Origin of the sequence: Streptomyces sp. NPDC005374, assembly GCF_042872225.1 — a bacterium.
GTDB lineage: Bacteria > Actinomycetota > Actinomycetes > Streptomycetales > Streptomycetaceae > Streptomyces.
In genome coordinates this window covers 1-25,328 of the sequence record NZ_JBIAKA010000038.1, presented here as the reverse complement: position 1 = coordinate 25,328, position 25,328 = coordinate 1, and the positions used below count along the sequence as shown (strand labels likewise).

Genomic DNA, 25,328 nt, shown 5'->3' with positions numbered 1-25,328 from the left:
CCGGGGCCGGGGCCCCCCCCGGGGCCCCGGGGGTTTCCCCCCCCCCCCGGGGTGGGGGGGGCCCCCCCCCGGATCGTCCGGCGGCGGCACACCGCATCCGCGGGCTCCTCAGAGAGTGGCCTGCACCTGCTGCGGCGAGACCGCCAGCAGATCGCGTATCTCCGTACGCGGGTGGTCCTTCGCCCACTCGGCGACCACCTGCATGTTCTCGGCCGTCGGGCTGATGAACCGCTGCTCCGGCCGGTTGAGCCCCAGCGCCGGGAACATCCAGTCGGACTCCCGGACGCGGGCGAGCATGGTGTCGGCGGCCTCCTGCGCCGGCACCCGGCCCTCGTCCACGGCATCGCACTGGGCGACGAGCTCCTCGAACATCTCCGCGTTGAAGTCCGTCGGGCACCACAGCCCCGGGTACTTGCTGTCGTCCAGCGCGCGCAGCGGTTCGTCGTTCCCGGCCGCCTTGGCCGCCTTCAGGGCGTTGAGGAACCTCTTGCTGCCCACCGCGCTGCCGGTCACCCAGATCCGGAAGACGGCATTCCAGAGGTCGTAGTTCTGGAAGCTGACGTACGAGGCGTTCACCAGCTTGTCGTTGTAGTCGAGCAGCCCCTGTTCCAGCCGCTCCACCGGCTCGAAGCGCTCCGCGGAGAAGTCGTCGTCGCGCAGGGCCTCCATCAGCCGCCAGGCCAGGGTGTTGATGAGCTCACAGGTGTTGGACAGACCCCGCGAGAACAGCGGGTCGATGAAACCCGCCGCGTGGGACATCAGGCACCACCGGTCGCCGACGGTCCGGGTGGACGAGTACTGCATACGGGGCGTGCGCACCCACTCGCGGGCGCTGCGGGCGCCGGCCAGTTGGCGCTCGACAGCCGGGAAGCGGCGTACGTGCTGCCAGAACTCCTCCTCCGGGGACAGCCCCGGCTGTTCCGGGTAGCGCCGCTCGTCCACCTGGAGGCCGACGCTGCACAGCGGGTTGGTGGCGTCCGGATGGTTGTCGAACGGGATGATCCAGATCCAGCCGCGGTCGAACATGTGGTGCAGGGTTCCGCTGTGCCACGGCACCGGCGGCCGGTCGGCGGCCCCGTGCCGCAGATGGTCGTCGGCCGGCTCGACACCGATCATGTGCGTGAAGATCGACCGGGCGTGGTGCTTGAGCCGGCTGGGCTCCTCGCGCAGACTCAACTGGTCGGCCAACGGCGAGCGGAACCCGCTGGCGTCGACGAGGTAACGGGCCTGGTACGACGAGCCGTCCGCACCGATCACCGTGACGCCGTCGTCGGCGAAGTCGACCTTGGCGACCCGGTAGTTCTGCCGGGCCTCGCAGCCGTACTTCAGGGCCACGTGGAACATGTACGCGTCGCTGTCCTGACGGAAGAAGTGCGCCGCGTTCCCGGTGACCTCGAGCAGTCGGAACATGTTGGTCTCACGCGGGTCGGGTTCCTCACCGTCCCGGTGGATCATAAAACCGAAGTTGCTCTTCTGTCCGTGCGAGGAACCGACGTGCTTCTTCACACTCTCGAAGCTGCCGAGGTGACCGATCTCGGGCACGTCGTAACGGTGTGAGAGAAGACGCAGAATGAACAGCGTCTGCCCGATGGTGGATTCCCCTACGGCAAAGCGTGGATGCTGGGCCCCGTCCAGCAGGAGCGTGCGGAATCCATGCTTTGCGAGAATGGCACCGAGCATCGTTCCGGAGAGGCCGGTACCCACCACGGCCACATCGTACGTTCCTTCGTCGCGCCGCATATCTGCGTACCCCTTCGTTCGTTTCGCCGGACCATGCCGATCCATGACGACGGCTGGCTCCCTCCAGTGCAGCAAGGAGCCCTCAAAGACCGTTCGAGGGCCGATCGTTCCGGCACCGAAGGGGCACGCCGGCACCGCGGCAGGCCCCCATCGATCGGCCTTCGAAGCACCCTGGATCGGTGCGCAGCATTCTCGACTCCGACCCGGTACGAAAGACACGGAAAATCAGGTACCGGGAAGCCCCAGCGGAGGGAGAGACGGTGGAAGGAATACCCGAGGGGCGCCGCGTCGTCATCACCGGAATAGGCGTGGTGTCCCCTGGCGGAATCGGCAGGAAACAGTACTGGGAACTCCTTACCTCGGGGCGTACGGCAACCCGCACCATCACGTTGTTCGACGCCTCGCCGTTCCGCTCACGCGTCGCGGCGGAGTGTGACTTCGACCCGATAGCGGCCGGTCTCACCCGGCGGCAGATCAGGCAGTGGGACCGGACCACCCAATTCGCCGTGGTGGCCGGAAAGGAGGCTCTGGAGGACAGCGGAGTTCTCGGCCAGGCCGATCCCCACCGCACCGGGGTCATGATGGGCACCGCCTGCGGCAGCACCATGAGCCTGGACAGCGAATACGCGCTCGTCAGCGATGAGGGCAAGTCCTGGCTCGTCGACGAGTTCCACGGTTCGCCCTATCTCTACGACTACTTCGTCCCCTCCTCCATGGCCGCCGAACTCGCCTGGATCGCCGAGGCGGAGGGCCCGGTGGGCGTGGTGTCGACGGGCTGCACCTCCGGCATCGACGTCCTCGGGCACGCCGCCGACCTGATCCGGGAGGGCCACGCCGACGTGATCACCACGGGAGCGTCGGACGCGGCGATCTCCCCCATCACCGTCGCCTGCTTCGACGCCATCAAGGCGACGACCGCGCGCAACGACAGCCCGGAGACCGCGTCCCGGCCCTTCGACCGCACCCGCAACGGCTTCGTGCTCGGCGAGGGCTGCGCCGTCTTCGTCCTGGAGGAACTGGAGCACGCCCGCCGCCGGGACGCCCACGTCTACGCCGAGATCTCGGGCCACGCCTCCCGCTGCAACGCCTACTCCATGACCGGGCTGAGCGACGAGGGACTGGAAATGGCCGACGCGATCACGAGCGCGCTGGACATGGCCCGTCTGAACCCGTCCGACATCGACTACGTCAACGCGCACGGCTCGGCCACCAAGCAGAACGACCGGCACGAGACCAACGCCCTCAAGCTGAGCCTGGGCGCGCACGCCTACGGCACCCCGGTCAGCTCGATCAAGTCGATGATCGGGCACTCGCTCGGAGCCATCGGCGCCCTGGAGACCGCGGCCTGCGCCCTGGCCGTCGAGCATTCCGTCGTCCCGCCGACGGCCAACCTGCACGAGCCGGACCCCGACTGCGACCTGGACTACGTCCCGCTGGTGGCCCGGGAGCAGGAGGTCGGCACGGTCCTCAGTGTCGCCAGCGGCTTCGGCGGGTTCCAGAGCGCGCTGGTCCTCAACAAGCCGCAGCGGAGGAGGGTGTGAGCGGGCCGGGGCCGCGGCCCGTGATCACCGGCATCGGGGTCGTCGCTCCGACCGGCCTCAGCACCGGCGACTGGTGGTCGGCCGTGTTGCGCGGTGAGAGCGGGATCCGCCGGATCACACGCTTCGATCCGTCCGGCTATTCGGCCACGGTCGCCGGTGAGATACCGGAGTACGCCACCACCGACCGGCTGCCCAGCCGCCTGCTGCCGCAGACGGACCGGATGACCCGCCTCGCGCTCATCGCCGCCGAGGAGGCCCTCTCCGACGCGGGCGCGGAACCCGCCACGATGCCCGACTTCGCGTGCGGGGTCGTGACCGCGGCCTCCGCGGGGGGTTTCGAGTTCGGGCAGAAGGAACTGGAGGCCCTGTGGTCCAAGGGCGGCAGGTACGTCAGCGCGTACCAGTCGTTCGCCTGGTTCTACCCGGTCAACACCGGGCAGATCTCCATCCGGCACGGGCTGCGCGGCCCCGGGAGCGCGGTGGTGGCCGAGCAGGCGGGCGGCCTCGATGCCATGGCCAAGGCGCGCCGGCACATACGCTCCGGAACCCCTCTCATGGTCACGGGCGGGGTGGACGGGTCCCTGTCCCCGTGGAGTTGGCTGTGCATCATCCGCTCCGGCCGGGCCAGCGAGTCCGGTGACCCGCGTCGCGCCTATCTGCCCTTCGACCGCCGTGCGGAGGGGGCGGTCGTCGGTGAGGGCGGGGCCCTGTTCGTCATGGAGGGACGGGAGCAGGCACGGGAGCGCGGTGCGGAACACCGGTACGGCGAGATGGCCGGGTACGCCTCGACGTTCGATCCACGCCCCGGATCCGGACGGCCACCGGGACTGCGCAGGGCCGTCGAACTGGCCCTGGCGGACGCCGGGACGGCGCCCGCGGACATCGACGTGGTCTTCGCCGACGCGTCCGGTGTCCCCGAACTCGACCGGCTCGAGGCGGAGGTGATCGCCGAGGTGTTCGGCCCTCGAGCCGTCCCGGTGACCGCGCCCAAGACCATGACGGGCCGGCTGCTGGCGGGCGGTGCCCCGCTGGACGTCGCCGCCGCGCTGCTCTCCCTGCGCGACGGCGTGGTCCCGCCCACCGTCCACGTGGACGCCCCGGCCCACGAGGACCTGATCGACCTCGTGCGGGACGAACCGCGCGAGCGGCCGCTGTCCACCGCTCTCGTCGTCTCCCGCGGCCTGGGCGGCTTCAACTCCGCGCTGGTCGTCCGCTCCACCCCGTGACGTCCGGCCCCGGCAACCACCGGTGCGCGGACCCGACCCCCTCACCCGGAAAGGAAACCCCCATGACCTCGTTCGAGATCAAGGACCTGGTACAACTGCTGCGCGAGTGCGCGGGCGAGGACGAGGAGGTCGACCTCGACGGCGACATCCTCGACCTGGAGTTCACCGACCTCGGCTACGACTCGCTCGCCCTCTTCAACACGGTGAGCCGCATCGAGCGCGACTACTCCGTCGAACTGCCCGACGACGTGGTCGCCGAGATCAGGACGCCCCGCCACCTGGTGGACCTGGTCAGCACGGGGCTCACCGAGCGGGTGTGACCGCCCGCTCCTACCGCTCGTCGCCCAGGCACCGCCAGGCCGCACACGGACGGCGGTGCCTGCCGACGACTTCTTCCGAGGGAGACAGCGATGTGTGGCATCACAGGATGGATCGACTTCGAGCGCGACCTGACGCACGAATCGGCCCGGGCGGGTGCGATGACAGGGACGATGGCCTGTCGCGGGCCCGACGCCGAGGGACTGTGGATCGACGGCCACGCGGCGCTCGGTCACCGGCGTCTGGCCGTGATCGACCTGGAGGGCAGCCGCCAGCCCATGACGGCCGAGGACGACGAGGGGCGCACGCTCGCGTCGCTCACCTTCTGCGGCGAGATCTACAACTACCGTGAACTGCGTGCCCAGTTGACAACCCTGGGCCATCGGTTCCGGACCGCGGGCGACACCGAGGTGGTGCTGCGCGGCTATCTCCAGTGGGGCCCGGAACTGGCCGAGCGACTGAACGGCATGTTCGCCCTCGCGATCTGGGACACCCGCACCGAGGAACTCCTGCTGCTGCGCGACCGTATGGGAGTCAAACCCCTCTTCTACCTGCCCACCGAACACGGGGTCCTCTTCGGTTCCGAGCCCAAGGCGATCCTGGCCAACCCCCTGGCACCGCGCCGGGTGTCGGCCGAGGGACTGTGCGAGATCCTCGACATGGTCAAGACCCCCGAGGCCGCCGTCTTCGCCGGTATGTACGAGGTACGGCCGGGTCAGATGGTCCGGGTGGGGCGACAGGGGCTGCGCAAGCACACGTACTGGCGTCTGGAGGCCCGCGAGCACACCGACGACCTGCCCACCACCATCGCCACGGTACGGGAGCTGCTGGAGGACGTCGTCGCCCGCCAGCTGGTCTCCGACGTACCGCTGTGTCTGCTGCTCTCCGGCGGCCTCGACTCCTCCACCGTGACCGCTCTCGCCGCCCGCGCCTCGGCGGCCCGCGGGCTGGGAACCGTACAGTCCTTCTCCGTCGACTTCGCGGACGCGGCCGACCGTTTCCAGCCCGACGCGGTGCGCGGTATGCGCGACACCCCCTTCGTCCATGACCTGGTGGACCACGTCGGCACCCGGCACACCGAGGTCGTACTGGACAGCGCCGGGCTGGCCGAGCCGGCTCTGCGCGCCTCGGTGCTGCGCGCGGTGGACCAGCCGCCGGCGTTCTGGGGCGACATGTGGCCCTCGCTGTACCTGCTGTTCCGCTCCGTGAAGCAGCACTCCACGGTGGCCCTGTCCGGCGAGGCGGCGGACGAACTCTTCGGCGGCTACCGCTGGTTCCGCAACCCCGCCGCGGTCCGCGCCGATACCTTCCCCTGGCTGACCTCGGGCTCCGCCCGCTACTTCGGTGGTCTCGCGCTGCTGGACAAGGGCTTCCTCGACAAGCTCGACCTCACCGGCTATCGCCAGGACCGCTACCAGGAGGCGCTCGCCGAAGTGCCGTGGCTGCCCGGCGAGAGCGCGGACGACCGGATGATGCGCAAGGTCGGCTATCTCAACCTGACGCGCTTCGTGCAGACCCTGCTGGACCGCAAGGACCGGATGAGCATGGCCGTCGGCCTGGAGGTCCGGGTGCCGTTCTGCGACCACCGGCTCGTCGAGTACGTCTTCAACACCCCGTGGGCGATGAAGTCGTTCGACGGTCGGGAGAAGAGCCTGCTGCGGGCGGCGGCCTCGGACCTGCTGCCCCGTTCGGTGCTCGAACGGGGCAAGAGTCCCTACCCGGCCACCCAGGACCCCGTCTACGAACAGGCCCTGCGCACCGAGCTGGCCGACGTGCTCGCCGCCCCGGACTCCCCCGTGGCCCCGTTGCTGGACCGGTCCCGTGCGGCGAAGGTGCTGGCCGGGCCGCTGGGCGACGTCAGCAGGCCGTACGACCGCGGGAGCCTGGAGATGGCGCTGTGGCTCAACGCCTGGCTCACCGAGTACGACGTCACCCTCGACGTGTGAGGTGCGCCGTGACGGAGACACGGACCGACTTCTGCATCGTCGGCGGCGGACCCGCCGGACTGACCCTCGCCCTGCTTCTGCTGCGTTCCGGCGCCCGCGTCACCGTCGTGGAGAAGCTGCGGTCGCTGGAGCGCGAGTACCGCGGGGAGATTCTCCAGCCGGGCGGCCAACAGCTCCTGGACGCACTGGGCGTCCTGAAGGGCGCGCGGGCACGGGGCTGCCACGAGCACGACCGCTTCCTGCTGGAGGAGAAGGGCCGGATCCTGATCAACGGCGACTACCGCCGTCTGCCCGGTCCCTTCAACTGCCTGCTCAGCATCCCGCAACGGCACATCCTGGAAGAACTGCTGGAGCAGTGCTCCCGGTACCCCGGGTTCGCCCACCTGGCCTCCGCCCGGTGTTCCGCGCTGATCTCGGACACCCACCAGCGGGTGCGGGGCATCCTCGGCCGCGGACCGGACGGCGATCTGATGGTGCACGCCCACTGCGTCATCGGCGCGGACGGCCGGTACTCGAAGGTGCGGCAACTGGCCGGCGTCGGCTATGACCGGTTCGAGGCCTTCGACCAGGACGTGCTCTGGTTCAGGCTGTCCTGCGAGGGCCCCGCGCCGTCGGACGTGCGGATCTTCCGGGCCGGGGGCAACCCCGTCCTGGCCTACGCCTCCCATCCCGGGCACCTCCAGATCGGCTGGACCCTCCCGCACCGGAAGTACAAGGAGCTCGCGGCCCAGGGGCTGGAGCACATCAAGGCGCGGCTCGGCGCGGCCGTACCGGATCAGGCGGAGCGGATCGACGCGGAGATCACCTCGTTCAAGGATCTCTCGCTGCTCGACGTCTTCTCCGGTGTCGCCCGGGAGTGGACACGGCCCGGGCTGCTCCTCATCGGGGACAGCGCGCACACGCACGGTCCGATCGGGGCCCAGGGCATCAACCTGGCCATCCAGGACGCGGTGGCGGCGCATCCCGCCCTGCTGGCGTCGCTGCACGGCGGCCAGGACGGGTCCGAGCCGCTGCGCCGGTACGTGACGGGCCGTCGGCGGGACGTGCAGCGGATCATGAAGATCCAGGCGATGCAGGGCAAGGTGATGCTGTCGGCCGGGGGTCTCGCGTCGGTGGTCCGCCCGAAGATGGCGGCCGTCGTGTCCCGGACGCCGGCCTACCGGGCCGTGCTCGACCGACTGGCCTTCGGCAACCGGGAGATCGCGGTCCGCGAGGAGCTGTTCGACCCCTCCGCGGCGACCTGAACCACGTTCACCGTCCGCGCCGCCGGGAGCGCGGCGGGAACAGGTCCCGGTCGAGTGCGCGCTCCAGAGGGCTCAGCGGCAGATCCGGGCACAGCCGCTCGGGATGACCGGCCGGCGGACGGGCGAGAGGAGCGGGCCGGGCACCCTCTTCCTGCCTCCGCCGCAGCTCCGCCATCGCCTCCCAGGCCTGGGGAGCCGGCAGATGGAGGAATCCGAGAGCCACGAAGGAGCGCAGGAGAGCCCAGGCGAAAGTCTTCAGGACCGTCCCGCGAGGTGAGAACCCGGCCATGCCCACTCCCCTGTCGTCGGTCGGTCACGCACACGCACAGCGTGGCGACCTTCCGTCGGAGACGGCTGGACGATCGTCAGCGGCTCGTTAGAGCCCGGCCGTTCGGGCGGGCACCGGTTCCGCCGCGCGGGGATCCTCCGTGCGGGTGGCGCAGAGCAGCGGAGGAGTTCGGATGGACGAGGCACTCAGCAGGGACGACGGTCCGGTCGACGGGCAGGAGCCGGTCCAGCCGCCGCCGCTCCTGCTCGCCGGGGTCGACGAGGGCGAGGCCGAGCCGCACATCTGCCGCGGCATCGACTGACGGCTCACGGATGTACGGCTTTACGGGCCAACGGCCTTAGGGCCTGTCCGGCGGATCATGCCGGCGGCGCGGGGCCTGGTGCGCCCATCTGCGCTGACAAGGCGCCCTTCCTTGGAGCCGGCCTGATCCGCCGGACAGGCCCTAAGGACCAGGGGCCTCACGGCCGGGCCGGAGCGAACCACGTGTGCAGCGCGCGCTCCAGAGCGGTGGCGTCCGCGGTGTCCTCGGATCCGGCTGCCCAGGCGATCACTCCGTCGGGCCGCACCAGCAGCGCGGACAGGCCGTCGTACTCGATCGCGGCCGCACGAGCGACGCGGAGGGTGCCGTACCAGGGCTGGGCCGCTCGCTCCACCTCGGGTTGCCCGGTGTGGACGAGGACGGCCTGTCCCTGCTCGGTGAGCCGGGCGAGGGTGGTCGCGGCCGTCCCGGTGGACGTCTGTGTCCTCAGGTCCACGTCGGGGCAGTGGGTACCGGTCAGCCGGTGCGCGTCCGGGCCGGCGTGGGGCAGGTCGTATCGGGTGTCCAGGCCGCTGAGAAGGCGGCCGAAGTACCGGTTGACCTCGGGGATGTCCATGAGCTCGGAGACGATGTCCCGCAGGGCGTCCGTGTGCGGGCCGGGCCGCATCAACGCGGACTGGGCCCGCGTGTTGTGCAGCGTGGCCTCCGCGACGGGACGGCGCTCGGCGGTGTAGCTGTCCAGCAGTCCTTCGGGGGCCGTTCCCCGCAGGGTCGCCGCGAGCTTCCAGCCGAGGTTGGCGGCATCGAGCAGGCCCAGGGTCAGTCCCTGACCGCCGTTGGGCGAGTGGACGTGCGCGGAATCGCCGGCCAGCAGCACCCTGCCGCTGCGGTACGACGGGACGAGTCGGGCCTGGTCGGTGAAGCGCATGGCCTGGTGGACCGCGGTGACCTCGACGTCGGCGCCCGCCACACGGCGGAGACTGGCCTCCAGTTCCCGTGCGGTGACGGGTGCCCGGGGGTCGGTGCGCACGTCCTCGAAGTCGAAGGTGCCGACCATGCCCGGGGCGTGGAACAGTGTGCCGGTCGGAGTCCGCCCCGTGGGCGGCAGTCCGGCGGGACAGACGACGTCGGCGCGCGCCCGGCGGGCGACCATGAGGGGCTCGGTTCCGGGGAAGGGAAATCCGGTCAGCTTGCGGACGGCCGACCTTCCCCCGTCACAGCCGATGACGTACGGCGAGACCAGGCGTCGCACCCCGCCGGGGGTCCGGCAGGTGACGGTGACCCGATCCCCGCTCTGCTCCACTCCGGTCACCATGTGTTCCCGGTCGGTCCGGACGCCCAGGGCCGCCGCGTGATCGGCGAGAATCCGCTCCAGATCCGGCTGCCAGATCAGCGCGCCCGCCCGCTCCGGCTCCTCCTGCAACTCCTGGTCGATCTTGTGGATCCAGGCGAAGTGGCCCTTCTCGCCGCCGTGGTCGCGCCTGCGGTCAGTGAGACCGCCCGGCTGATGCGCCCGTAGCGGCTCGCCGAGGCCCCGGCGCCGGAGTGCCTCGGCCGCCAGCGGACCGATGCCGCGCGCCCGGGGCTCCCCGGAGGGCTCGGCCAGCCGTTCCACCACCAGCGGTCGAACGCCGTGCAGGCTCAGTTCGGCGGCCAGCATCAGTCCTACCGGCCCGGCACCCACCACGATGACATCGGCATCCATCTTCCCTCCTCGGACGACTGGTTGGACGACTGGTTCCCACGATGGGCCGACGCACCCCGAGCACCGCACGGAACCGGTCGTCTTCACCCTGGCGGGATCGCGCGGGACCTTTGACCGAGTACGAGCGGTCGCCCAGGAAACAGAAAATGTGCCGACCGTGGGGTCGGCACATGATGTGTGCGATGTGAAGGCGAGTTATGAGTGTCCGAGGGGGGACTTGAACCCCCACGCCCGATAAAGGGCACTAGCACCTCAAGCTAGCGCGTCTGCCATTCCGCCACCCGGACCAGGTGTCTGCCGCCTTGACGGGGGTGTTCCCCGCAGCGACATGGACAACAATACCAAGCTTTCGGAGCGCCCTTCACCTGCATATCCGTCCCCCACGGGGTATATGAAGACTGTATTCTGTATACTGTCGTCACCAAAATGACTCCGGCTCGGAGGCGACATGGAAGATCTGGATCCCGCGGTGGTGCTGGACATGGCAGACCAGGCACCCGACGGCGTAGTGATCATCGACAGGGACGGGCTGATCCGCTACTGGAACCGGGGCGCGGAGCGCATCTTCGGGTTTCCGGCGGCCGACGTGGCGGGGCGGAGCCTGGACGTCATCATTCCCGAGAGGCACCGCAAGCGGCACCAGGACGGCTTCGAGGCGGCCATGGAGCGGGGGTACAGCAAGTACGGGGACGCGGACCTGCTGAACGTGCCCGCGCTCGCGGCGGACGGCCGCAAGCTGTCCATCGAGTTCAGCGTGGTGCTGCTGACGGGCCCCGACGGCAGCCCCTACTGCGGCGCGGTCGTCCGGGACGTCACCGCGCGCCGCGAGCGGGAGCGGGAGCTGATGCGGCGGCGGGCCGAGGCTTCCCTCTGACCAGCGCCGGACAGCGTGGAAGCGGCCGTGGCCTTCGGGCCCCGGCCGCTTCCGCTCCCCCCGGTGTCAGACGATGACCCCGCTCTCCTTCAGCCGGCCGATGGTCTCCTCGTCGTAGCCGAGTTCGACCAGGACCTCGGAGCTGTGCTCGCCCAGCAGTGGGGCACCGACGATGTCCGGCTGGAAGGACGAGAACTTCACCGGGCTGCCTACGGTCAGATAGGTGCCGCGGCCCTTCTGCTCGACCTCGACGACCGTGCCGCTCCTGCGCAGGTCCTCGTCGTAGGCGAGCTCCTTCATGCTCATGACCGGGGCACAGGGCACCTCCCACTCACGCAGGATGTCGACCGCCTCGTACTTGGTCTTGTCCGCGAGCCACTTCTCGATCTCCTCGAAGATCTCGAAGATGTGCGACTGACGGGCGCGCGCGGTGGCGTACTCCGGGTGCTCGGCCCACTCGGGGCGGCCGATGACCTCGGCGGTGCGCTTCCAGTTCTGCTCCTGGACGGTGAAGTAGATGTACGCGTTGGGGTCGGTCTCCCAGCCCTTGCACTTGAGTACCCAGCCGGGCTGGCCGCCGCCGCCCGCGTTGCCGCCGCGCGGCACGACGTCGGTGAACTCGCCGTTCGGGTACTGCGGGTACTCCTCCAGGTGGCCGACGCGCTCCAGGCGTTGCTGGTCGCGCAACTTGACGCGGCAGAGGTTGAGCACGGCGTCCTGCATGGAGACGGAGACCTTCTGGCCCCGGCCGGTCCTGCCGCGGTCGATGATCGCGGTGAGGATGCCGATCGCCAGGTGCATCCCGGTGTTGGTGTCGCCGAGTGCGCCACCGGAGATGGTCGGCGGGCCGTCCCAGAAGCCGGTGGTGGAGGCGGCGCCGCCCGCGCACTGGGCGACGTTCTCGTAGACCTTGAGGTCGTTCCAGGAGGACTGGTCGTTGAAGCCCTTGACCGAGCCGAAGATCAGGCGCGGGTTGAGCTCCTGGATGCGCTCCCAGGTCAGGCCCATGCGGTCCAGGGCGCCCGGGGCGAAGTTCTCCACCAGCACGTCGGCGTCGGTGATGAGCTTCTCCAGGACTTCCAGGCCCTCGGCGGTCTTGGTGTTGATGGCGAGGGAGCGCTTGTTGCTGTTGAGCATCGTGAAGTACAGCGCGTCGAGGTCCTCGATGTCCCGCAGCTGCTTGCGGGTGACGTCGCCGCCATTGGGGCGCTCCACCTTCAGGACGTCGGCGCCGAACCAGGCGAGCAACTGTGTGCAGGCGGGACCGGCCTGGACCCCGGTGAAGTCGATCACCTTGATTCCGGCGAGCGGCTTTTCACTCATGTGTGCTTCCTTTTCGTGAAGTTGCGTGGTCGAGGTGGCCTGGGAGGTCCAGGCGGTCACTTCTTGGCCGGCGTGATGTTGCCGACGGTGATGCCCTTGGGGTTGAGGTGCGAGATGTGGCCGCTCTCGGTGCCGGCCGAGGGGTCGATCACGCAGTCGATGAGCGCCGGACCGCCGGAGGCGAGGGCCTCGGTGAGGGCGGCGGTGACCTCGGCGGGCGTGGTGGCGCGGTAGCCCTTGCCGCCGAACGCCTCGATCAGCAGGTCGTGCCGGGCCGCCGACATGAGGGTGGTGGGCGCGGGCGCGTCGTCGTACGGGTTGGTGTCGTCGCCCCGGTAGACACCGCCGTTGTTCATGATCACGGTGACGACGGGCAGCTTGTAGCGGCAGATCGTCTCGATCTCGATGCCGCTGAACCCGAAGGCGCTGTCACCCTCGATGGCCACGACCGGGGCGCCGCTCTCGACGGCGGCGGCGATCGCGTAGCCCATGCCGATGCCCATCACGCCCCAGGTGCCGCTGTCCAGGCGGTGGCGCGGTACGTGCATGTCGATGACGTTGCGCGCGATGTCCAGGGCGTTGGCGCCCTCGTTGACGATGTACGTCTCCGGGTGCTGATGTACGACGTCGCGTACGGCCTTGAGGGCGCCCATGAACTGCATGGGGTGCGGATCGGCCTCCAGGCGCTCGGCCATCTTGGCGACGTTCTGCGCCGAGCGTGCCCCGAGTTCCTCGCGCCAGGCCGAAGGGGCCGTGATCTGGCCGGGTTTGGTGCGTTCGGCGAGCGCGTCCAGCACCGACTCGATGTCACCGACGAGGGGCGCGGCGATGGGCTGGTTGCTGTCCATCTCCTTGGGGTCGATGTCGATCTGGACGAACCTGGCGTCCGGGTTCCACCCCGTCTGGCCGTGGCCCAGCAGCCAGTTGAGGCGGGCGCCGATCAGCATCACGACATCGGCCTTCTTCAGCGCGAGCGAGCGCGCGGTGGCGGCCGACTGCGGGTGGTCGTCGGGCAGCAGACCCTTCGCCATCGACATCGGTACGTAGGGGATGCCGGTGGACTCGATGAACTGCCGTACCTTCGCGTCGGCTTGGGCGTACGCGGCCCCCTTGCCCAGCACCACCAGCGGGCGTTCGGCGGACGCGAGCAGCTCGATCGCCCGGTCCACCGACTCCGGCGCGGGGAGCTGGCGCGGGGCGGGGTCGACGAGGCGGCTCAGCGTCCGGTCGCCCTCGGCCTTGGGCATGATGGCGCCGAGCACCGCGGCGGGGATGTCGAGGTAGACACCGCCGGGGCGCCCGGAGATCGCGGTGCGCAGGGCGCGGGCGATGCCGCGACCGATGTCCTCGACGCGGCTGACCCGGTAGGCGGCCTTCACGAAGGGCTGTGCGGCGGCGAGTTGGTCCATCTCCTCGTAGTCGCCCTGTTTGAGGTCGACGAGGTGGCGCTCGCTGGAGCCGGAGATCTGGACCATGGGGAAGCAGTTGGTGGTCGCGTTCGCCAGCGCGACCAGGCCGTTGAGGAAGCCGGGGGCCGAGACCGTGAGGGCCACGCCGGGCTTCTTGTTGAGGTAGCCGGCGATGGCGGCCGCGTGTCCGGCGTTGCTCTCGTGACGGAAACCGATGTAGCGGATGCCCCGCGCCTGGGCGAGCCGGGCCAGGTCGGTGATCGGGATGCCGACCACCCCGTAGATGGTGTCGACGTCGTTCATTTTGAGCGCGTCGACGACCAGGTGGTACCCGTCGGTGAGCTCGGTCGGAACGTCGGCTGCTGCCGCGGTCTCCAGGGTCGAGGGAGCGGTCATGGTCCGAGGTCCTCCTTGGGCAGGTCCTGCCGGAGCGGCTACTTCTCTCACCATCGGCAGCGCGCTCGCCCGCGTCCAAGACCCATCGGCGACCAGCCGATAAACGGCGTCTATCGAGGGCTGGTCAGGGGCCTGGCAACTCCCTTGATAGACAGCTGCTATCGGCCGTTCGCCAGCGGGTATTGGACGTCCACCGGGTGCCACCGCACGCTCGCAGAGGATGTTTCATCGGACCTGTGCGAGGGGGTGGGGTCATGGCCGTTCGGGCCGCGGCATCCGTGCGTGACGCGTACCGGTACCGGGCGCCGGAGGTCACGGGACTCGCCGATCTCCTCGACCGGCAGGTGCGTGAACGCCCCCGCGCCCGGGCCCTGGTGGTGACCGCCGAGCGGGTACAGCTGTCGTACCGGGCGCTCGCGGCCCTGGCCGACGAGGTGGCGGCCCGGCTCGCGGGCGCGGGGCTCGGCCGTGGTGACGCGGTCGGTCTGATCTGCGCCAACACGGCCGAGTTCGTGGTGGCGTTGCTCGGTGCGGCGCGGGCAGGGCTGGTGGCGGCTCCGCTGGATCCCGCTCTGCCGGAGTCCCAACTCGGGACTCGACTACGGGCTTTGGGGGCCCGGGCGGTGCTCCTGGATTCGTCGGGGGCCGCAGTCGCGGGGCTTCCGGTGCCCGCTTGGCCGCTGCGCGTGGACGTCTCCGGGGCGGGGACGGCCACGGTGGTTCTCGCACCCGGAACCTGCCGGATCCCTCAACGCCAGGGCGCCTCCCGTGAGTTGTCGGAGCGGGACGCGCTCGTGCTGTTCACCGCCGGTACCACCGACCGGGCGAAGATGGTCCCGCTGACCCACGCCAATGTGGCCGCCTCCCTTCAGAACATCTGCGCCACCTACGAGTTGGGACCCGGTGACGCGACGGTCGCGGTGATGCCGTTCTTCCACGGCCACGGGTTGTTCGCGGCGCTCCTGTCCTCCCTGGCGAGCGGGGGCTGTGTGCTGCTTCCGGAGCGGGGGCGGTTCTCGGCCGGCACGTTCTGGGACGACATGCTCGCCGGTGCCGCCACCTGGTTCACCGCGGTGCCGGCCATTCACGAGATCCTTCTGGAGCGGTCGGAGCAGGGGGATCCGGGACCGCGGGCGCTGCCGCTGAAGTTCGTCCGCAGTTGCAGTGCGCCTCTCAACACGGCGACGCAGCGGGCGTTGGAGCGCACGTTCGGCGTGCCCCTGCTGTCCGCGTACGGGATGACCGAGTCCTCGCACCAGGCCACCAGCGAACCGCTGCCGCAGCGGGGGGCGCTCAGGCAGGGGTCGGTGGGCCGGCCGACGGGGGTGCAGGTGCGGGTCGTGGACCGCGGCGGACGCTCCTGCCCGGCGGGCGTGGAGGGCGAGGTGTGGGTGCAGGGGCCCACGGTCGCCCGGGGTTACCTGGCCGACGGGGACGAGTCGGCGCGGACCTTCGTCGATGGGTGGTTGCGCACCGGTGACTTGGGGGCGCTGGACGAGGACGGGTACCTGTCGCTGACCGGACGGATCAAGAACCTCATCAACCGGGGCGGGGAGAAGATCTCGCCCGAGCATGTCGAGGACATCCTCGCCGGCTGCCCCGGCGTCGCGGAGGCGGCCGTGTTCGCGGTGCCCGACGCGGTGTACGGGCAGCGGGTCGGTGCCGCCGTGGTCGTACGCGAGCGCGAGGCGGTGGGGCGCGAGGAGATCCTGCGGTACTGCCGGGACCGACTGGCCCCGTTCGAGGTACCGGACCTCCTCGAACTGGTCGCGGCGCTGCCGCACACCGCGAAGGGGGGCCTGGACCGGAAGGCGGTACAGACGCGCTACGCGCCCTGAGGGGCGGGAGCCGGGGTGGGCCCGGGGGCCGGGGGCCGGGGGCCGGGGTGGGGCGGGCGCGCGTGGCGGCGGCAGGCGGCAGGCGGGTGCCGCGTGGCGGTAGGCCGCGTGGGGAGCTGCCGGACCGGAAGCCGCTACGGCTTCGGCGGCGCGCGGCGAGGAGGCCTGTCCGCAGGATCAGCGTGCTCGGCGCTCGTGTGAGTCGGGCTTTGCGAGGCGGTCGCCCGCGGCCCCCCGGCCCGGTACGCGTCCGCACCGCTGCTGACGGGCTGCCCGCGCCGCTGCTGTCGGCAGGCTCAGCGGACGCGGTGTTCGGGTGGCAGTGGGCGGGCGAAGAAGTCGTCCAGGGACAGGCTTGTCGCCGCGTTGACGAAGGCGCGGGCGGCGACCGAGCCGGGGGTCGCCGCGTGGATGGCCACCGAGACCTGGGCGCCGGCCTCGGGATCGACCAGCGGCAGCGCCCGGGTGCGGCCGACCACCGGCATGGCGCGCAGCCACGTGTGCGGGACGATGCTCGCCCAGCCCCCGCCGCCGACGTGCGCGTAGAGGGAGGCGATGGAGTCCGTCTCGACCTGCGGGGTCACCACGTACCCCTTCTCCGCGAACACGGTGTCGACGATCTGGCGGATCCGCATGTCCGGCGTCAGCAGCGCGAGCGGCAACTGGGCCGCGTCCGCCCAGGTCACGGTGGCGGCCTGGGCGACCAGCTGCTCGTCCGAGACCAGGAGCATGTAGCGCTCCTGGTAGAGGGGGACGACCTGGAGTCCTTCCTGGTCGTCCGGGTCGAAGTGGGCGATGGCCACGTCCAGTTCGTAGTCGCGCAGTTGGCGGTGGAGTTCCTTCGTCGAGAGCCGGGAGCGGACCTGGACCTTGGCCAGCGGGTGCGCCGCGCAGAACGCGGCCACGGGCAACGCCAGTGTGGTGGAGGCCGTGGGGTCCGTACCGAGTCGCAGCGTGCCCGTGATGCCCGACTGCACGGCGGCCACCTCGGCCTTGAAGGCGTCCTGTTCGGCGAGGATCCGCTTGGCCCACACCACGAGCCGTTCGCCCTCGGGGGTGAGGCCCTGGTAGTTGTGGCCGCGGTTGATCAGCGTGACGTTCAGCTCGCGCTCCAGCTTGGCGATCGCCGCCGAGAGCGCGGGCTGGGAGACGTAGCAGGATTCCGCCGCCCGGGCGAAGTGCCGTTCCCTCGCCACCGCCACGAAGTACTCGAGCTGCCGGAACAGCATGAGCGGCTCCTCCCTGACCCCTGGGATCACTGGTTCCATACTGTATGCAGTGTGGTGGGATGTACAGGGAGGAGACCGCACAGGTCAGCGCAGGAGCTTCACCGCGGCCACCACCAGGGGGTCGAGGCCGTCCACTCCGGCATCGGCGAACTCGTGGAGGCGGGTGCGCATGCGCGGGTCCCAGAACCTGCCGATGTGCCCCGCGATCGCCTCCGCGGCCTCCTCCCCCGGCAGATGGCCGAGGTTGCGGGCGATGTCGTTGGCCATTCGGCATTCCGCCGGCACGGTCGCCGTCATCTCAGTCCACCACCGTCACGAGGTCGTTCCCGGCTGCTTCGCTGCCGCTGGACCGGTCCGGGCGGGCGAGCGCGACCTGTACGGCGGTCACCTTGTACTCGGGGCAGTTGGTCGCCCAGTCGGAGTTCTCCGTGGTCACCACGTTGGCTCCGGTGACGGGGTGATGGAACGTGGTGTACACGACCCCGGTCGGCATCCGGTCGGAGATCTCCGCGCGCAGGGTGGTCTGCCCGACGCGGCTGGCCAGGGTGACCATGTCGCCGTCGCCGATGCCACGGTCCTCGGCGTCGTGGGGGTGCAGTTCCAGCACGTCCTCGGGGTGCCAGGCGACATTGCCGGTACGGCGGGTCTGGGCGCCGACGTTGTACTGGCTGAGGATGCGGCCCGTGGTGAGGACCAGCGGGAAGCGCCGGGTGCTGCGTTCGTTGGTCGGCACATAGGAGGTGACCACGAACCGGCCTTTGCCGCGCACGAATTCGTCCACGTGCATGATGGGCGTGCCCTCGGGTGCCTCTTCGTTGCACGGCCACTGGACGCTGCCGAGCTTGTCGAGGAGGTCGAAGGAGACCCCGGTGAACGTCGGGGTGACGGAGGCGATCTCGTCCATGATCCGGCCGGGATGGTCGTACGACATCGGGTAGCCCATGGCGGTGGCGATCTCGCTGACGATCTGCCACTCGTGCTTGCCCGTCTTCGGCTTCATGACCGAGCGCACCCGGTTGATGCGGCGTTCGGCGTTGGTGAAGGTGCCGTCCTTCTCCAGGAAGGAGGCGCCGGGCAGGAAGACGTGCGCGAACTTGGCCGTCTCGTTGAGGAACAGGTCCTGAACGACGACGAGTTCCATGGCTTCGAGGGCCGCGGTGACGTGCTTGAGGTTGGGGTCGGACTGGGCGATGTCCTCGCCGTGCACGAACAGGCCGCGGAAGGTGCCGTCGATGGCCGCGTCGAACATGTTGGGAATGCGAAGTCCCGGTTCGGCGAGGAGAGTTCCGCCCCACAGGTTCTCGAAGACGGTACGGACCGCGTCGTCGGAGACGTGCCGGTAGCCGGGGAGTTCATGCGGGAACGAGCCCATGTCGCAGGAGCCCTGCACGTTGTTCTGGCCGCGCAGCGGGTTCACGCCGACGCCGTCGCGGCCGATGTTGCCGCATGCCATCGCGAGGTTGGCCATTCCCATGACCATGGTCGAGCCCTGGCTGTGTTCGGTGACGCCGAGGCCGTAGTAGATGGCCCCGTTGGGGGCTTCGGCGTACAGCCGTGCTGCGGCGCGGAGTTCGGCGGCCGGGACGCCGGTGATCTCCTCGACGGCCTCCGGGCTGTTCTCCGGGCGGGCGATGAACTCGGCCCACTCGTCGAAGCCTTCGCACCTCTGGTCCACGAAGGACCGGTCGACCAGGCCTTCGGTGACGACCACGTGGGCCATCGCGTTGACGACGGCGACGTTGGTACTGGGCCGCAGCTGGAGGTGGTGCTGGGCCTCGACGTGCGGTGAGCGCACGAGGTCGATGCGGCGCGGGTCGACGACGATCAACTTCGCGCCCTCCCGCAGCCGTCGCTTCATCCGGGAGGCGAACACCGGGTGCCCGTCGGTGGGGTTGGCGCCGATGACCATGATGACGTCGGCCTCGGCGACCGAACGGAAGTCCTGGGTGCCGGCGGACTCTCCGAAGGTCTGCTTGAGGCCGTATCCCGTCGGGGAGTGGCAGACGCGGGCACAGGTGTCGACGTTGTTGTTGCCGAAGGCGGCGCGGACCATCTTCTGTACGACGTAGACCTCTTCGTTGGTGCACCGCGAGGAGGTGATGGCGCCGATCGCGCCGGCGCCGTGGCGGTCCTGGATCGCGCGCATACGGCGGGCGACCGTGCCGATGGCCTCGTCCCAGTCGACCTCGCGCCAGGGGTCGGTGATCCGGTCGCGGACCATCGGCTTGAGCATGCGGTCGGGGTGGGTGGCGTAGCCGAAGGCGAAGCGGCCCTTCACACAGGAGTGGCCCTCGTTGGCTCCGCCGTCCTTGTAGGGCACCATGCGCACGAGTTCGTCGCCGCGCAGCTCGGCCTTGAAGGAGCAGCCGACCCCGCAGTAGGCACAGGTGGTCACAACTGACCTGGTGGGCATGCCGAGTTCGACGACCGAGCGTTCCTGGAGCGTGGACGTCGGGCATGCCTGGACGCAGGCCCCGCAGGAGACGCACTCGGAGTCCATGAAGGACTCGCCCGCCCCCGGCGAGACCTTGGAGTCGAAGCCGCGTCCCTCGATGGTGAGCGCGAACGTGCCCTGGACCTCGCCGCAGGCACGGACGCAGCGGGAGCAGGCGATGCACTTGGACGGATCGAAGTCGAAGTACGGGTTGGAGGTGTCCTTCTCGGCGTCGAGATGGTTCTCGCCCTCGTAGCCGTAGCGGACCTGCCTCAGGCCCACCACCCCTGCCATGTCCTGGAGTTCGCAGTCGCCGTTGGCCGGGCAGGTGAGGCAGTCCAGGGGGTGGTCGGAGATGTAGAGCTCCATGACGCCCTGGCGGAGCTTCTCCACCTTCGGCGTCTGGGTGCTGACCTTCATGCCGTCGGCGCACGGCGTGGTGCAGGACGCGGGGGTGCCGCGCCTGCCGTCGATCTCGACCACGCACAGGCGGCAGGAGCCGAAGGCTTCCAGGCTGTCGGTGGCGCACAACTTCGGTATGTCGACGCCTGCTCGGGCTGCCGCGCGCATCACCGAGGTGCCCTCGGGGACGGTCACCGCCAGGCCGTCCACCTCCACGGACACCGTCGCCGGTCCTGGCCTCTCGGGGGTTCCGAAGTCGGGTTCCTTCAGGAGTGTCATGCCGTGCCCTCCGTCTTCGGGCCCGTCGCCCGCACGGGTTGGATGTCCAGGAGTCGACGGCCGCCGAGGAAGTCGTCGGGGAAGTGGGTCAGGGCGCTGCGCACGGGCAGCGGGGTCAGCCCGCCCATCGCGCACAGCGAGCCCTCGGTCATCAGGTCGCAGAGGTCTTCGAGCAGGGCGAGGTTCTCGTCCCGGTGGGTACCGGCGACGATTCTGTCGATCACCTCGACCCCTCGCACCGAACCGACCCTGCAGGGTGTGCACTTGCCGCAGGACTCCTCGGCGCAGAACTCCATCGCGAAGCGGGCCTGTGCCGCCATGTCGACGCTGTCGTCGAACACGACCACGCCACCGTGGCCGACCATCGCCCCGGCGGCCGCGAACGCCTCGTAGTCCATGGGCAGATCGAACATCGACTCCGGCAGATAGGCTCCGAGCGGGCCGCCGACCTGCGCGGTGCGCACCGGGCGCCCGGAGTGGGTGCCGCCGCCGAACTCCTCGACGAGTTCGCGCAGGGTGATACCGAAGGCGGTCTCCACGATGCCGCCGTGGGCGATGTTGCCGCCGAGCTGGAACACCTGGGTGCCGCGGGAACGTTCGACGCCGAGAGCCTCGTAGGCCTGCGCTCCCTCGGCCATGACGACGGGCACGGTGGCGAGGGTGAGGACGTTGTTCACCACGGTCGGCCTGCCGAACAGGCCCTCGATCGCGGGGATCGGCGGTTTCGCGCGCACCATGCCGCGCTTGCCCTCCAGGCTCTCGAGCATGGAGGTCTCCTCGCCGCAGATGTACGCGCCGGCGCCGACGCGGACGTGCAGGTCGAAGTGGAGTGCGGAGCCGAGGATGTTCCTGCCGAGCCAGCCGTGCTCGCGCGCGATGCCGATCGCCCGGCGCATCGTGGCGACCGCGTCCGGGTACTCCGAGCGGATGTAGAGGTAGCCCTCGCTCGCCCCGACCGCGTGTGCGGCGATGGTCATGCCCTCGATGAGCATGAACGGGTCGCCCTCCATGACCATGCGGTCGGCGAAGGTCCCGCTGTCGCCCTCGTCGGCATTGCAGCAGACGAACTTCAGCTCGTCGGCGCACTCCAGTACGGTCTTCCACTTGATGCCGGCCGGGAATCCCGCGCCGCCGCGGCCGCGCAGCCCGGACGCGGTGACCTCGGCGACGACGTCCGCGGGGGCGAGTTCCAGCGCGGCGCGCAGTCCGGCGAGGCCACCGTGTGCCTCGTAGTGCTCGGCGGACAGGGGGTCGGTCACGCCGACCCGGGCGAAGGTGACACGGTTCTGGCGTGCCAGCCAGGGCAGTTCGTCGACGATGCCGAGCCGCAGCGGATGGTCCGCACCGTCGAGCATGCCCGCGGCGAGGAGTCCGTCGACGTCCTCGGGGGCCACCGGGCCGTAGCCGACGCGTCCCCGGGGAGTCACCACCTCGACCAGCGGCTCCAGCCACAGCATCCCGCGCGATCCATTGCGTACGACGTCCAGAGCGAAGCCGCCGCGGCCCGCCGCGTGGTGGAGGGCCTGCGCGACCTCGTCGGCGCCGACGGACCTGGCCGCGGAGTCGCGGGGGACGTAGACCGTGGCGGTGGAGGGTGAAGGGGTGTTCATGAGGAGACCGTCCCGTCGAGGATCGAGCCCAGCCGGGCCGGGTCGACTCGGCCGTACAGCCGTCCGTTCGCCTCCACGGCCGGCCCGAGCGCGCAGTTCCCGAGGCAGAAGACCTGTTCCACGGTGACCGCGCCGTCCGGCGTGGTCTCTCCCACCTGGAGGCCTGACTCACGCGCGTAGTCGACCAGTTGGTCGGCGCCCAGGGCCTGGCAGGCCTCGGCTCGGCAGATGCGCACGGTGGTGCGGCCCGCGGGCTCGCGACGGAAGTCGTGGTAGAAGGTCACGACTCCGTGGACGTCCGCCCGGGAGAGGTTGAGCTCCTCGGCGAGCACCGGCACGGCCTCCTGCGGCACATGGCCCAACTCGGCCTGGAGCGCGTGCAGTACGGGCAGCAGCGGGCCGCGCTCGCCCCGGTGCCGGGCCACCACCCTCCGGACCACGCTCTCGACCGTCACGTCAGTCCCGCTGCTCGTCATGATCGCTTCGCCTTCCGTCCCACGGTCCCCGGCGAGTGGTGCAGGAGACTCAGCCAATACTCCATACAGACTTCTGTATACACAACCCCTGCACGGACGACAGCGGGCGCCGCACCGCCGTGACCCTCCGGCCGGGTGAGCCCCGACGCTCCTTGACACTCCCGCACGACGCGCGCCGACCAGGGCCGACCCGTCAGCGGCGGACGCCATGTTGCATACCAAAACCTGTATGCTGACGCGGCCGTTCGGCAACCCTCCGGTCGGCCCCACTCGGCACAGCCGCCGCCCCGCGACCCCGGCGGCAGAACGGGACAACCATGCGCGAGGCACTCACGGCAGCAGCGTCCCGGCGCGTCACCCGCCCGGCACCGCTGCGTCAGGCCGTGTACGACGCCCTGACCGAGCTCATCGTCAACGGCTCCCTCAAGCCCGGCCAGCATCTGGTCGAGGCGGAGCTCGCCGAGCATCTCGGGGTCAGCCGGCAACCGGTACGCGAGGCTCTCCAGCGTCTCCAGACCGCCGGATGGGTCGACCTGCGCCCCGCCCAGGGAGCCTTCGTGCACTCCCCCACCGAGGAGGAGGCCGCGCAACTGCTCGGCGTCCGGGCGGTCCTGGAGACCTACTCGGCGCAGCTCGCCGCCAAGAACGCCAAGCCCTCGGACATCACCCGTCTTGATGAAATCCAGCTGGACGGCATCGCCGCGCTCGCCGACGGCGACGTCGACCGGCTGGTCGCCGCCAACACCGCGCTGCACGCCTGCATCACCGCGCTGGCCGACAACGCCGTCCTGGCCGAACTGATCGCCCAGGTCGGCCAGAAGGTCCGCTGGTACTACACCCCCATCGCCAAGCCTCGCGGCAAGGAGGCCTGGAACGAGCACTCCCAGCTCATCAAGGCCATCGCTAAGGGGGACGCCGACCGGGCGGGCGAGGTGATGCGTGCGCACACCGAGCGCACGACCGACTTCTACCGCAAGCAGATCGCGGCCACGGAGAAGCGGGCCTGACTGGCGTTGGCGTTGGCGTTGGCGGCAGGCTCCGGTGCGGGTGGCGGGCGGTGCCACTGCGACGAGCGGTTCTCCGGGCACGGCTCAGGACGCGGCGAGGGAACCGGCGGGAGAACCGGCGGGGCGGCGGGCGCTTCCGAGGGCGACGGCATCGGGGGCCGGTGGGCGGCGGGACTCGGCGGCGGCCCGAAGTTCGAGCAGCCAGGGCAGGACCGTGCGCAGCACGAGGTCGAGCCCGCCGCCGTCCGGGCCGAGCATCGCCTCGGCGGGTACCAGCACCGGGTCGGCGAACACCGTGGACGTCGCGCTGCCGCGAGGTCCGCTCGCACCGGGCCGGGCGGGGACGAAGAGGTCCGGGGCGTGCGCCGGAACCGCCCAGAGCGTCAGCCCGTCGGGGGCGGCGAGGGGGCGGGAGGACCAGACATAGGTGTCGGCCTCCCCCGCAGCGACCACGCGCTGCTTGCGGGCCCGCAGCGCGACCACGCCCCCTGAACGGGTGGCGACGGAGCGCGGCACGAGCAATTGGGTCTCCGCCGTCGGCCCGCTCCCCTCGTCCTGCGACTCCGCGAGGGCGAGACTGCCGAGATGACGTCCGGCAGCGATCTCGGCACGCAGCCAGGGACCGCCGTACGCCTCGATGACGGCGACCGCCGTGTAGTGGGACCGGAGCACGGCCGCCGTCGCCGGGCAGACGCGCGCGGTCCGCGCGACCACGTCGACGGCTTCCGGCAGGCCCCCTCCCCCACCGCCGAATTCGGTGGAGACGGTGAGTCCCAGGAGCCCGGCGCGGCCCAGTGCCGTCACGGCGCCGCGAGGGAACCGGCCCTGGACGGCCGTCGCCTCGGCGGCGGGCGCGACGACGCCGGTCAGGACTTCGGAGAGAGCGATGCGGTACGGCGACACGGGGCAACCCCCTTGGGCGTGACTGATGTTCCCCTGCTCAACGATGATTGCATACAGTATTCTGAATGTGAAGGTGACTGCACCCGGACCACCACCGAGTTCCATTGCGCGCAGATCGCCGCGGTGGCCGGCCGGGGTGTGTGACCCGGGCCGGCCGGCGGCCGTCAACAGGTGTGCGAGCCTCAGGAGTTCGGAGCGATCACCCGCAGCAGCCCGGTCGTCACGTCGAAGACGAAGCCGCGCACGTCGTCGGTGTGCGGCAGGAACGGTGAGGTGCGCACCCGCTCCATGGACTGCCGTACGTCCTGGTCCACGTCCTTGAAGGCCTCCACCGCCCAGGCCGGACGCTGGCCGACCTCCAGCTCGAGTTCGTGCCGGAAGTCCTCGGTCAGGGTCTGCAGACCGCAGCCGGTGTGGTGGATGAGCGCCACGCTGCGGGTGCCGAGCGCCCGCTGACTGATCGTCAGAGAGCGGATCGTGTCGTCGGTGACAACTCCTCCCGCGTTGCGGATGGTGTGGCAGTCGCCGAGTTCCAGGCCGAGCGCGGCGTGCAGGTCGAGGCGGGCGTCCATGCACGCCACGACGGCGACGCGCAGGACGGGGCGGGCGCCCATGCCGGGGTCGGTGAACCCGGCGGCGTAGGCGCGGTTGGCTTCCACGAGTCGGTCGGTGACCGTCACGGTTCGGGATGCTGAAGTCGACATGTGGGGCTCCCTCGCTCCGGTCGAGTGGGTCAGATGACGCCCTGCTCCTTGAGCTGCGGCAACTCGGCCCGGGAAAGCCCGAGTTCGCCGATGTAGATGTCTTCGTTGTGTTGGCCGAGGAGGGGTGGGGTGGTGATGGTGGTGGGTGAGTCGGAGAGTTTGAGGGGGTTGCCGAC

At 70.4% G+C, this 25,328-nt stretch carries 21 protein-coding genes, 1 tRNA gene and 1 pseudogene; 9 read left to right on the top strand and 14 right to left on the bottom strand.

Annotated features, from left to right (window positions below; genetic code table 11):
- Positions 1–108: 108 nt before the first annotated feature.
- Positions 109–1,740, bottom strand: a complete 1,632-nt coding sequence (locus ACFYRX_RS46460; RefSeq protein WP_389113461.1) for an NAD(P)/FAD-dependent oxidoreductase — start codon at positions 1,738–1,740, stop codon at positions 109–111.
- A gap of 269 nt (positions 1,741–2,009) precedes the next feature.
- Between ACFYRX_RS46460 and ACFYRX_RS46455 the strand changes: the two genes are divergently transcribed.
- From ACFYRX_RS46455 to ACFYRX_RS46435, 5 genes are all read left to right on the top strand, one after another.
- On the top strand, positions 2,010–3,281 hold the full coding sequence (locus tag ACFYRX_RS46455; protein WP_389113463.1) for a beta-ketoacyl-[acyl-carrier-protein] synthase family protein: 1,272 nt from the start codon (positions 2,010–2,012) through the stop codon (positions 3,279–3,281).
- Positions 3,278–4,507, top strand: coding sequence for a ketosynthase chain-length factor (locus ACFYRX_RS46450; RefSeq protein ID WP_389113460.1), 1,230 nt, complete (start codon positions 3,278–3,280; stop codon positions 4,505–4,507). The genes ACFYRX_RS46455 and ACFYRX_RS46450 overlap by 4 nt, the downstream gene beginning before the upstream one ends.
- A gap of 62 nt (positions 4,508–4,569) precedes the next feature.
- The gene (locus ACFYRX_RS46445; RefSeq protein WP_389113458.1) at positions 4,570–4,827 is read left to right on the top strand and encodes an acyl carrier protein; all 258 of its coding nucleotides are present in this window, start codon (positions 4,570–4,572) and stop codon (positions 4,825–4,827) included.
- Positions 4,828–4,917: 90 nt separating this feature from the next.
- Positions 4,918–6,771 carry an asparagine synthase (glutamine-hydrolyzing) gene (gene asnB, locus ACFYRX_RS46440; protein ID WP_389113456.1) on the top strand — a complete coding sequence of 618 codons (1,854 nt, stop codon included), beginning with the start codon at positions 4,918–4,920 and terminating at the stop codon, positions 6,769–6,771.
- 8 nt (positions 6,772–6,779) lie between these two features.
- On the top strand, positions 6,780–8,015 hold the full coding sequence (locus ACFYRX_RS46435; protein ID WP_389113454.1) for an FAD-dependent monooxygenase: 1,236 nt from the start codon (positions 6,780–6,782) through the stop codon (positions 8,013–8,015).
- A 7-nt stretch (positions 8,016–8,022) separates the two neighbouring features.
- Here the strand turns inward: ACFYRX_RS46435 and ACFYRX_RS46430 are convergent, their stop codons facing one another.
- Positions 8,023–8,304: a DUF6059 family protein gene (locus tag ACFYRX_RS46430; RefSeq protein WP_389113452.1), complete on the bottom strand. Its 282-nt coding sequence runs from the start codon at positions 8,302–8,304 to the stop codon at positions 8,023–8,025.
- 172 nt (positions 8,305–8,476) lie between these two features.
- On the opposite strand from ACFYRX_RS46430, the gene ACFYRX_RS46425 reads away from it, so the two are divergent.
- Positions 8,477–8,605, top strand: a complete 129-nt coding sequence (locus ACFYRX_RS46425) for a hypothetical protein (protein ID WP_389113450.1) — start codon at positions 8,477–8,479, stop codon at positions 8,603–8,605.
- 157 nt (positions 8,606–8,762) lie between these two features.
- Here ACFYRX_RS46425 and ACFYRX_RS46420 read toward each other — a convergent pair whose 3' ends face one another.
- Both ACFYRX_RS46420 and ACFYRX_RS46415 read right to left on the bottom strand, forming a co-directional pair.
- Positions 8,763–10,268: an FAD-dependent monooxygenase gene (locus tag ACFYRX_RS46420; RefSeq protein WP_389113449.1), complete on the bottom strand. Its 1,506-nt coding sequence runs from the start codon at positions 10,266–10,268 to the stop codon at positions 8,763–8,765.
- A gap of 202 nt (positions 10,269–10,470) precedes the next feature.
- Positions 10,471–10,555, bottom strand: a tRNA-Leu gene (locus ACFYRX_RS46415).
- A 161-nt stretch (positions 10,556–10,716) separates the two neighbouring features.
- Between ACFYRX_RS46415 and ACFYRX_RS46410 the strand changes: the two genes are divergently transcribed.
- Positions 10,717–11,142: a PAS domain S-box protein gene (locus ACFYRX_RS46410; protein ID WP_389113447.1), complete on the top strand. Its 426-nt coding sequence runs from the start codon at positions 10,717–10,719 to the stop codon at positions 11,140–11,142.
- Positions 11,143–11,208: 66 nt separating this feature from the next.
- On the opposite strand, the gene frc is transcribed toward ACFYRX_RS46410, so the two are convergent.
- Complete coding sequence (gene frc / locus ACFYRX_RS46405; protein ID WP_389113445.1) at positions 11,209–12,465, bottom strand: formyl-CoA transferase; 1,257 nt, start codon at positions 12,463–12,465, stop codon at positions 11,209–11,211.
- A 56-nt stretch (positions 12,466–12,521) separates the two neighbouring features.
- On the bottom strand, positions 12,522–14,270 hold the full coding sequence (oxc, locus tag ACFYRX_RS46400) for an oxalyl-CoA decarboxylase (RefSeq protein WP_389113443.1): 1,749 nt from the start codon (positions 14,268–14,270) through the stop codon (positions 12,522–12,524).
- A gap of 254 nt (positions 14,271–14,524) precedes the next feature.
- Between oxc and ACFYRX_RS46395 the strand changes: the two genes are divergently transcribed.
- Positions 14,525–16,108 (top strand): FadD7 family fatty acid--CoA ligase, encoded by a 1,584-nt coding sequence (locus tag ACFYRX_RS46395; protein WP_389113441.1) that lies wholly within the window; start codon positions 14,525–14,527, stop codon positions 16,106–16,108.
- A 296-nt stretch (positions 16,109–16,404) separates the two neighbouring features.
- Here ACFYRX_RS46395 and ACFYRX_RS46390 read toward each other — a convergent pair whose 3' ends face one another.
- The 5 genes from ACFYRX_RS46390 to ACFYRX_RS46370 form a co-directional block, all read right to left on the bottom strand.
- A complete protein-coding gene (locus ACFYRX_RS46390) occupies positions 16,405–17,337 on the bottom strand; it encodes a LysR family transcriptional regulator (RefSeq protein WP_389113439.1) in 933 nt (310 codons plus the stop codon).
- An 84-nt stretch (positions 17,338–17,421) separates the two neighbouring features.
- The gene (locus ACFYRX_RS46385; RefSeq protein ID WP_389113437.1) at positions 17,422–17,634 is read right to left on the bottom strand and encodes a formate dehydrogenase subunit delta; all 213 of its coding nucleotides are present in this window, start codon (positions 17,632–17,634) and stop codon (positions 17,422–17,424) included.
- A 1-nt stretch (position 17,635) separates the two neighbouring features.
- Entirely contained in the window at positions 17,636–20,452 is a 2,817-nt protein-coding gene (gene fdhF / locus ACFYRX_RS46380) for a formate dehydrogenase subunit alpha (protein ID WP_389113435.1), read from the bottom strand.
- The gene (locus ACFYRX_RS46375) at positions 20,449–22,062 is read right to left on the bottom strand and encodes a formate dehydrogenase beta subunit (protein ID WP_389113433.1); all 1,614 of its coding nucleotides are present in this window, start codon (positions 22,060–22,062) and stop codon (positions 20,449–20,451) included. The genes fdhF and ACFYRX_RS46375 overlap by 4 nt, the downstream gene beginning before the upstream one ends.
- Positions 22,059–22,538 carry a formate dehydrogenase subunit gamma gene (locus tag ACFYRX_RS46370; protein ID WP_389113431.1) on the bottom strand — a complete coding sequence of 160 codons (480 nt, stop codon included), beginning with the start codon at positions 22,536–22,538 and terminating at the stop codon, positions 22,059–22,061. Before ACFYRX_RS46370 ends, ACFYRX_RS46375 begins: the two co-directional genes overlap by 4 nt.
- A 317-nt stretch (positions 22,539–22,855) precedes the next feature.
- Between ACFYRX_RS46370 and ACFYRX_RS46365 the strand changes: the two genes are divergently transcribed.
- A complete protein-coding gene (locus ACFYRX_RS46365) occupies positions 22,856–23,545 on the top strand; it encodes a GntR family transcriptional regulator (protein WP_389113429.1) in 690 nt (229 codons plus the stop codon).
- A gap of 84 nt (positions 23,546–23,629) precedes the next feature.
- Here the strand turns inward: ACFYRX_RS46365 and ACFYRX_RS46360 are convergent, their stop codons facing one another.
- From ACFYRX_RS46360 to ACFYRX_RS46350, 3 genes and pseudogenes are all read right to left on the bottom strand, one after another.
- Positions 23,630–24,448, bottom strand: a complete 819-nt coding sequence (locus tag ACFYRX_RS46360; RefSeq protein ID WP_389113427.1) for an acyl-CoA dehydrogenase family protein — start codon at positions 24,446–24,448, stop codon at positions 23,630–23,632.
- A 182-nt stretch (positions 24,449–24,630) separates the two neighbouring features.
- Positions 24,631–25,152, bottom strand: coding sequence for a beta-class carbonic anhydrase (locus ACFYRX_RS46355; RefSeq protein WP_389113425.1), 522 nt, complete (start codon positions 25,150–25,152; stop codon positions 24,631–24,633).
- A gap of 29 nt (positions 25,153–25,181) precedes the next feature.
- Positions 25,182–25,328: pseudogene (locus tag ACFYRX_RS46350) on the bottom strand (formyl-CoA transferase); the annotation flags it as partial.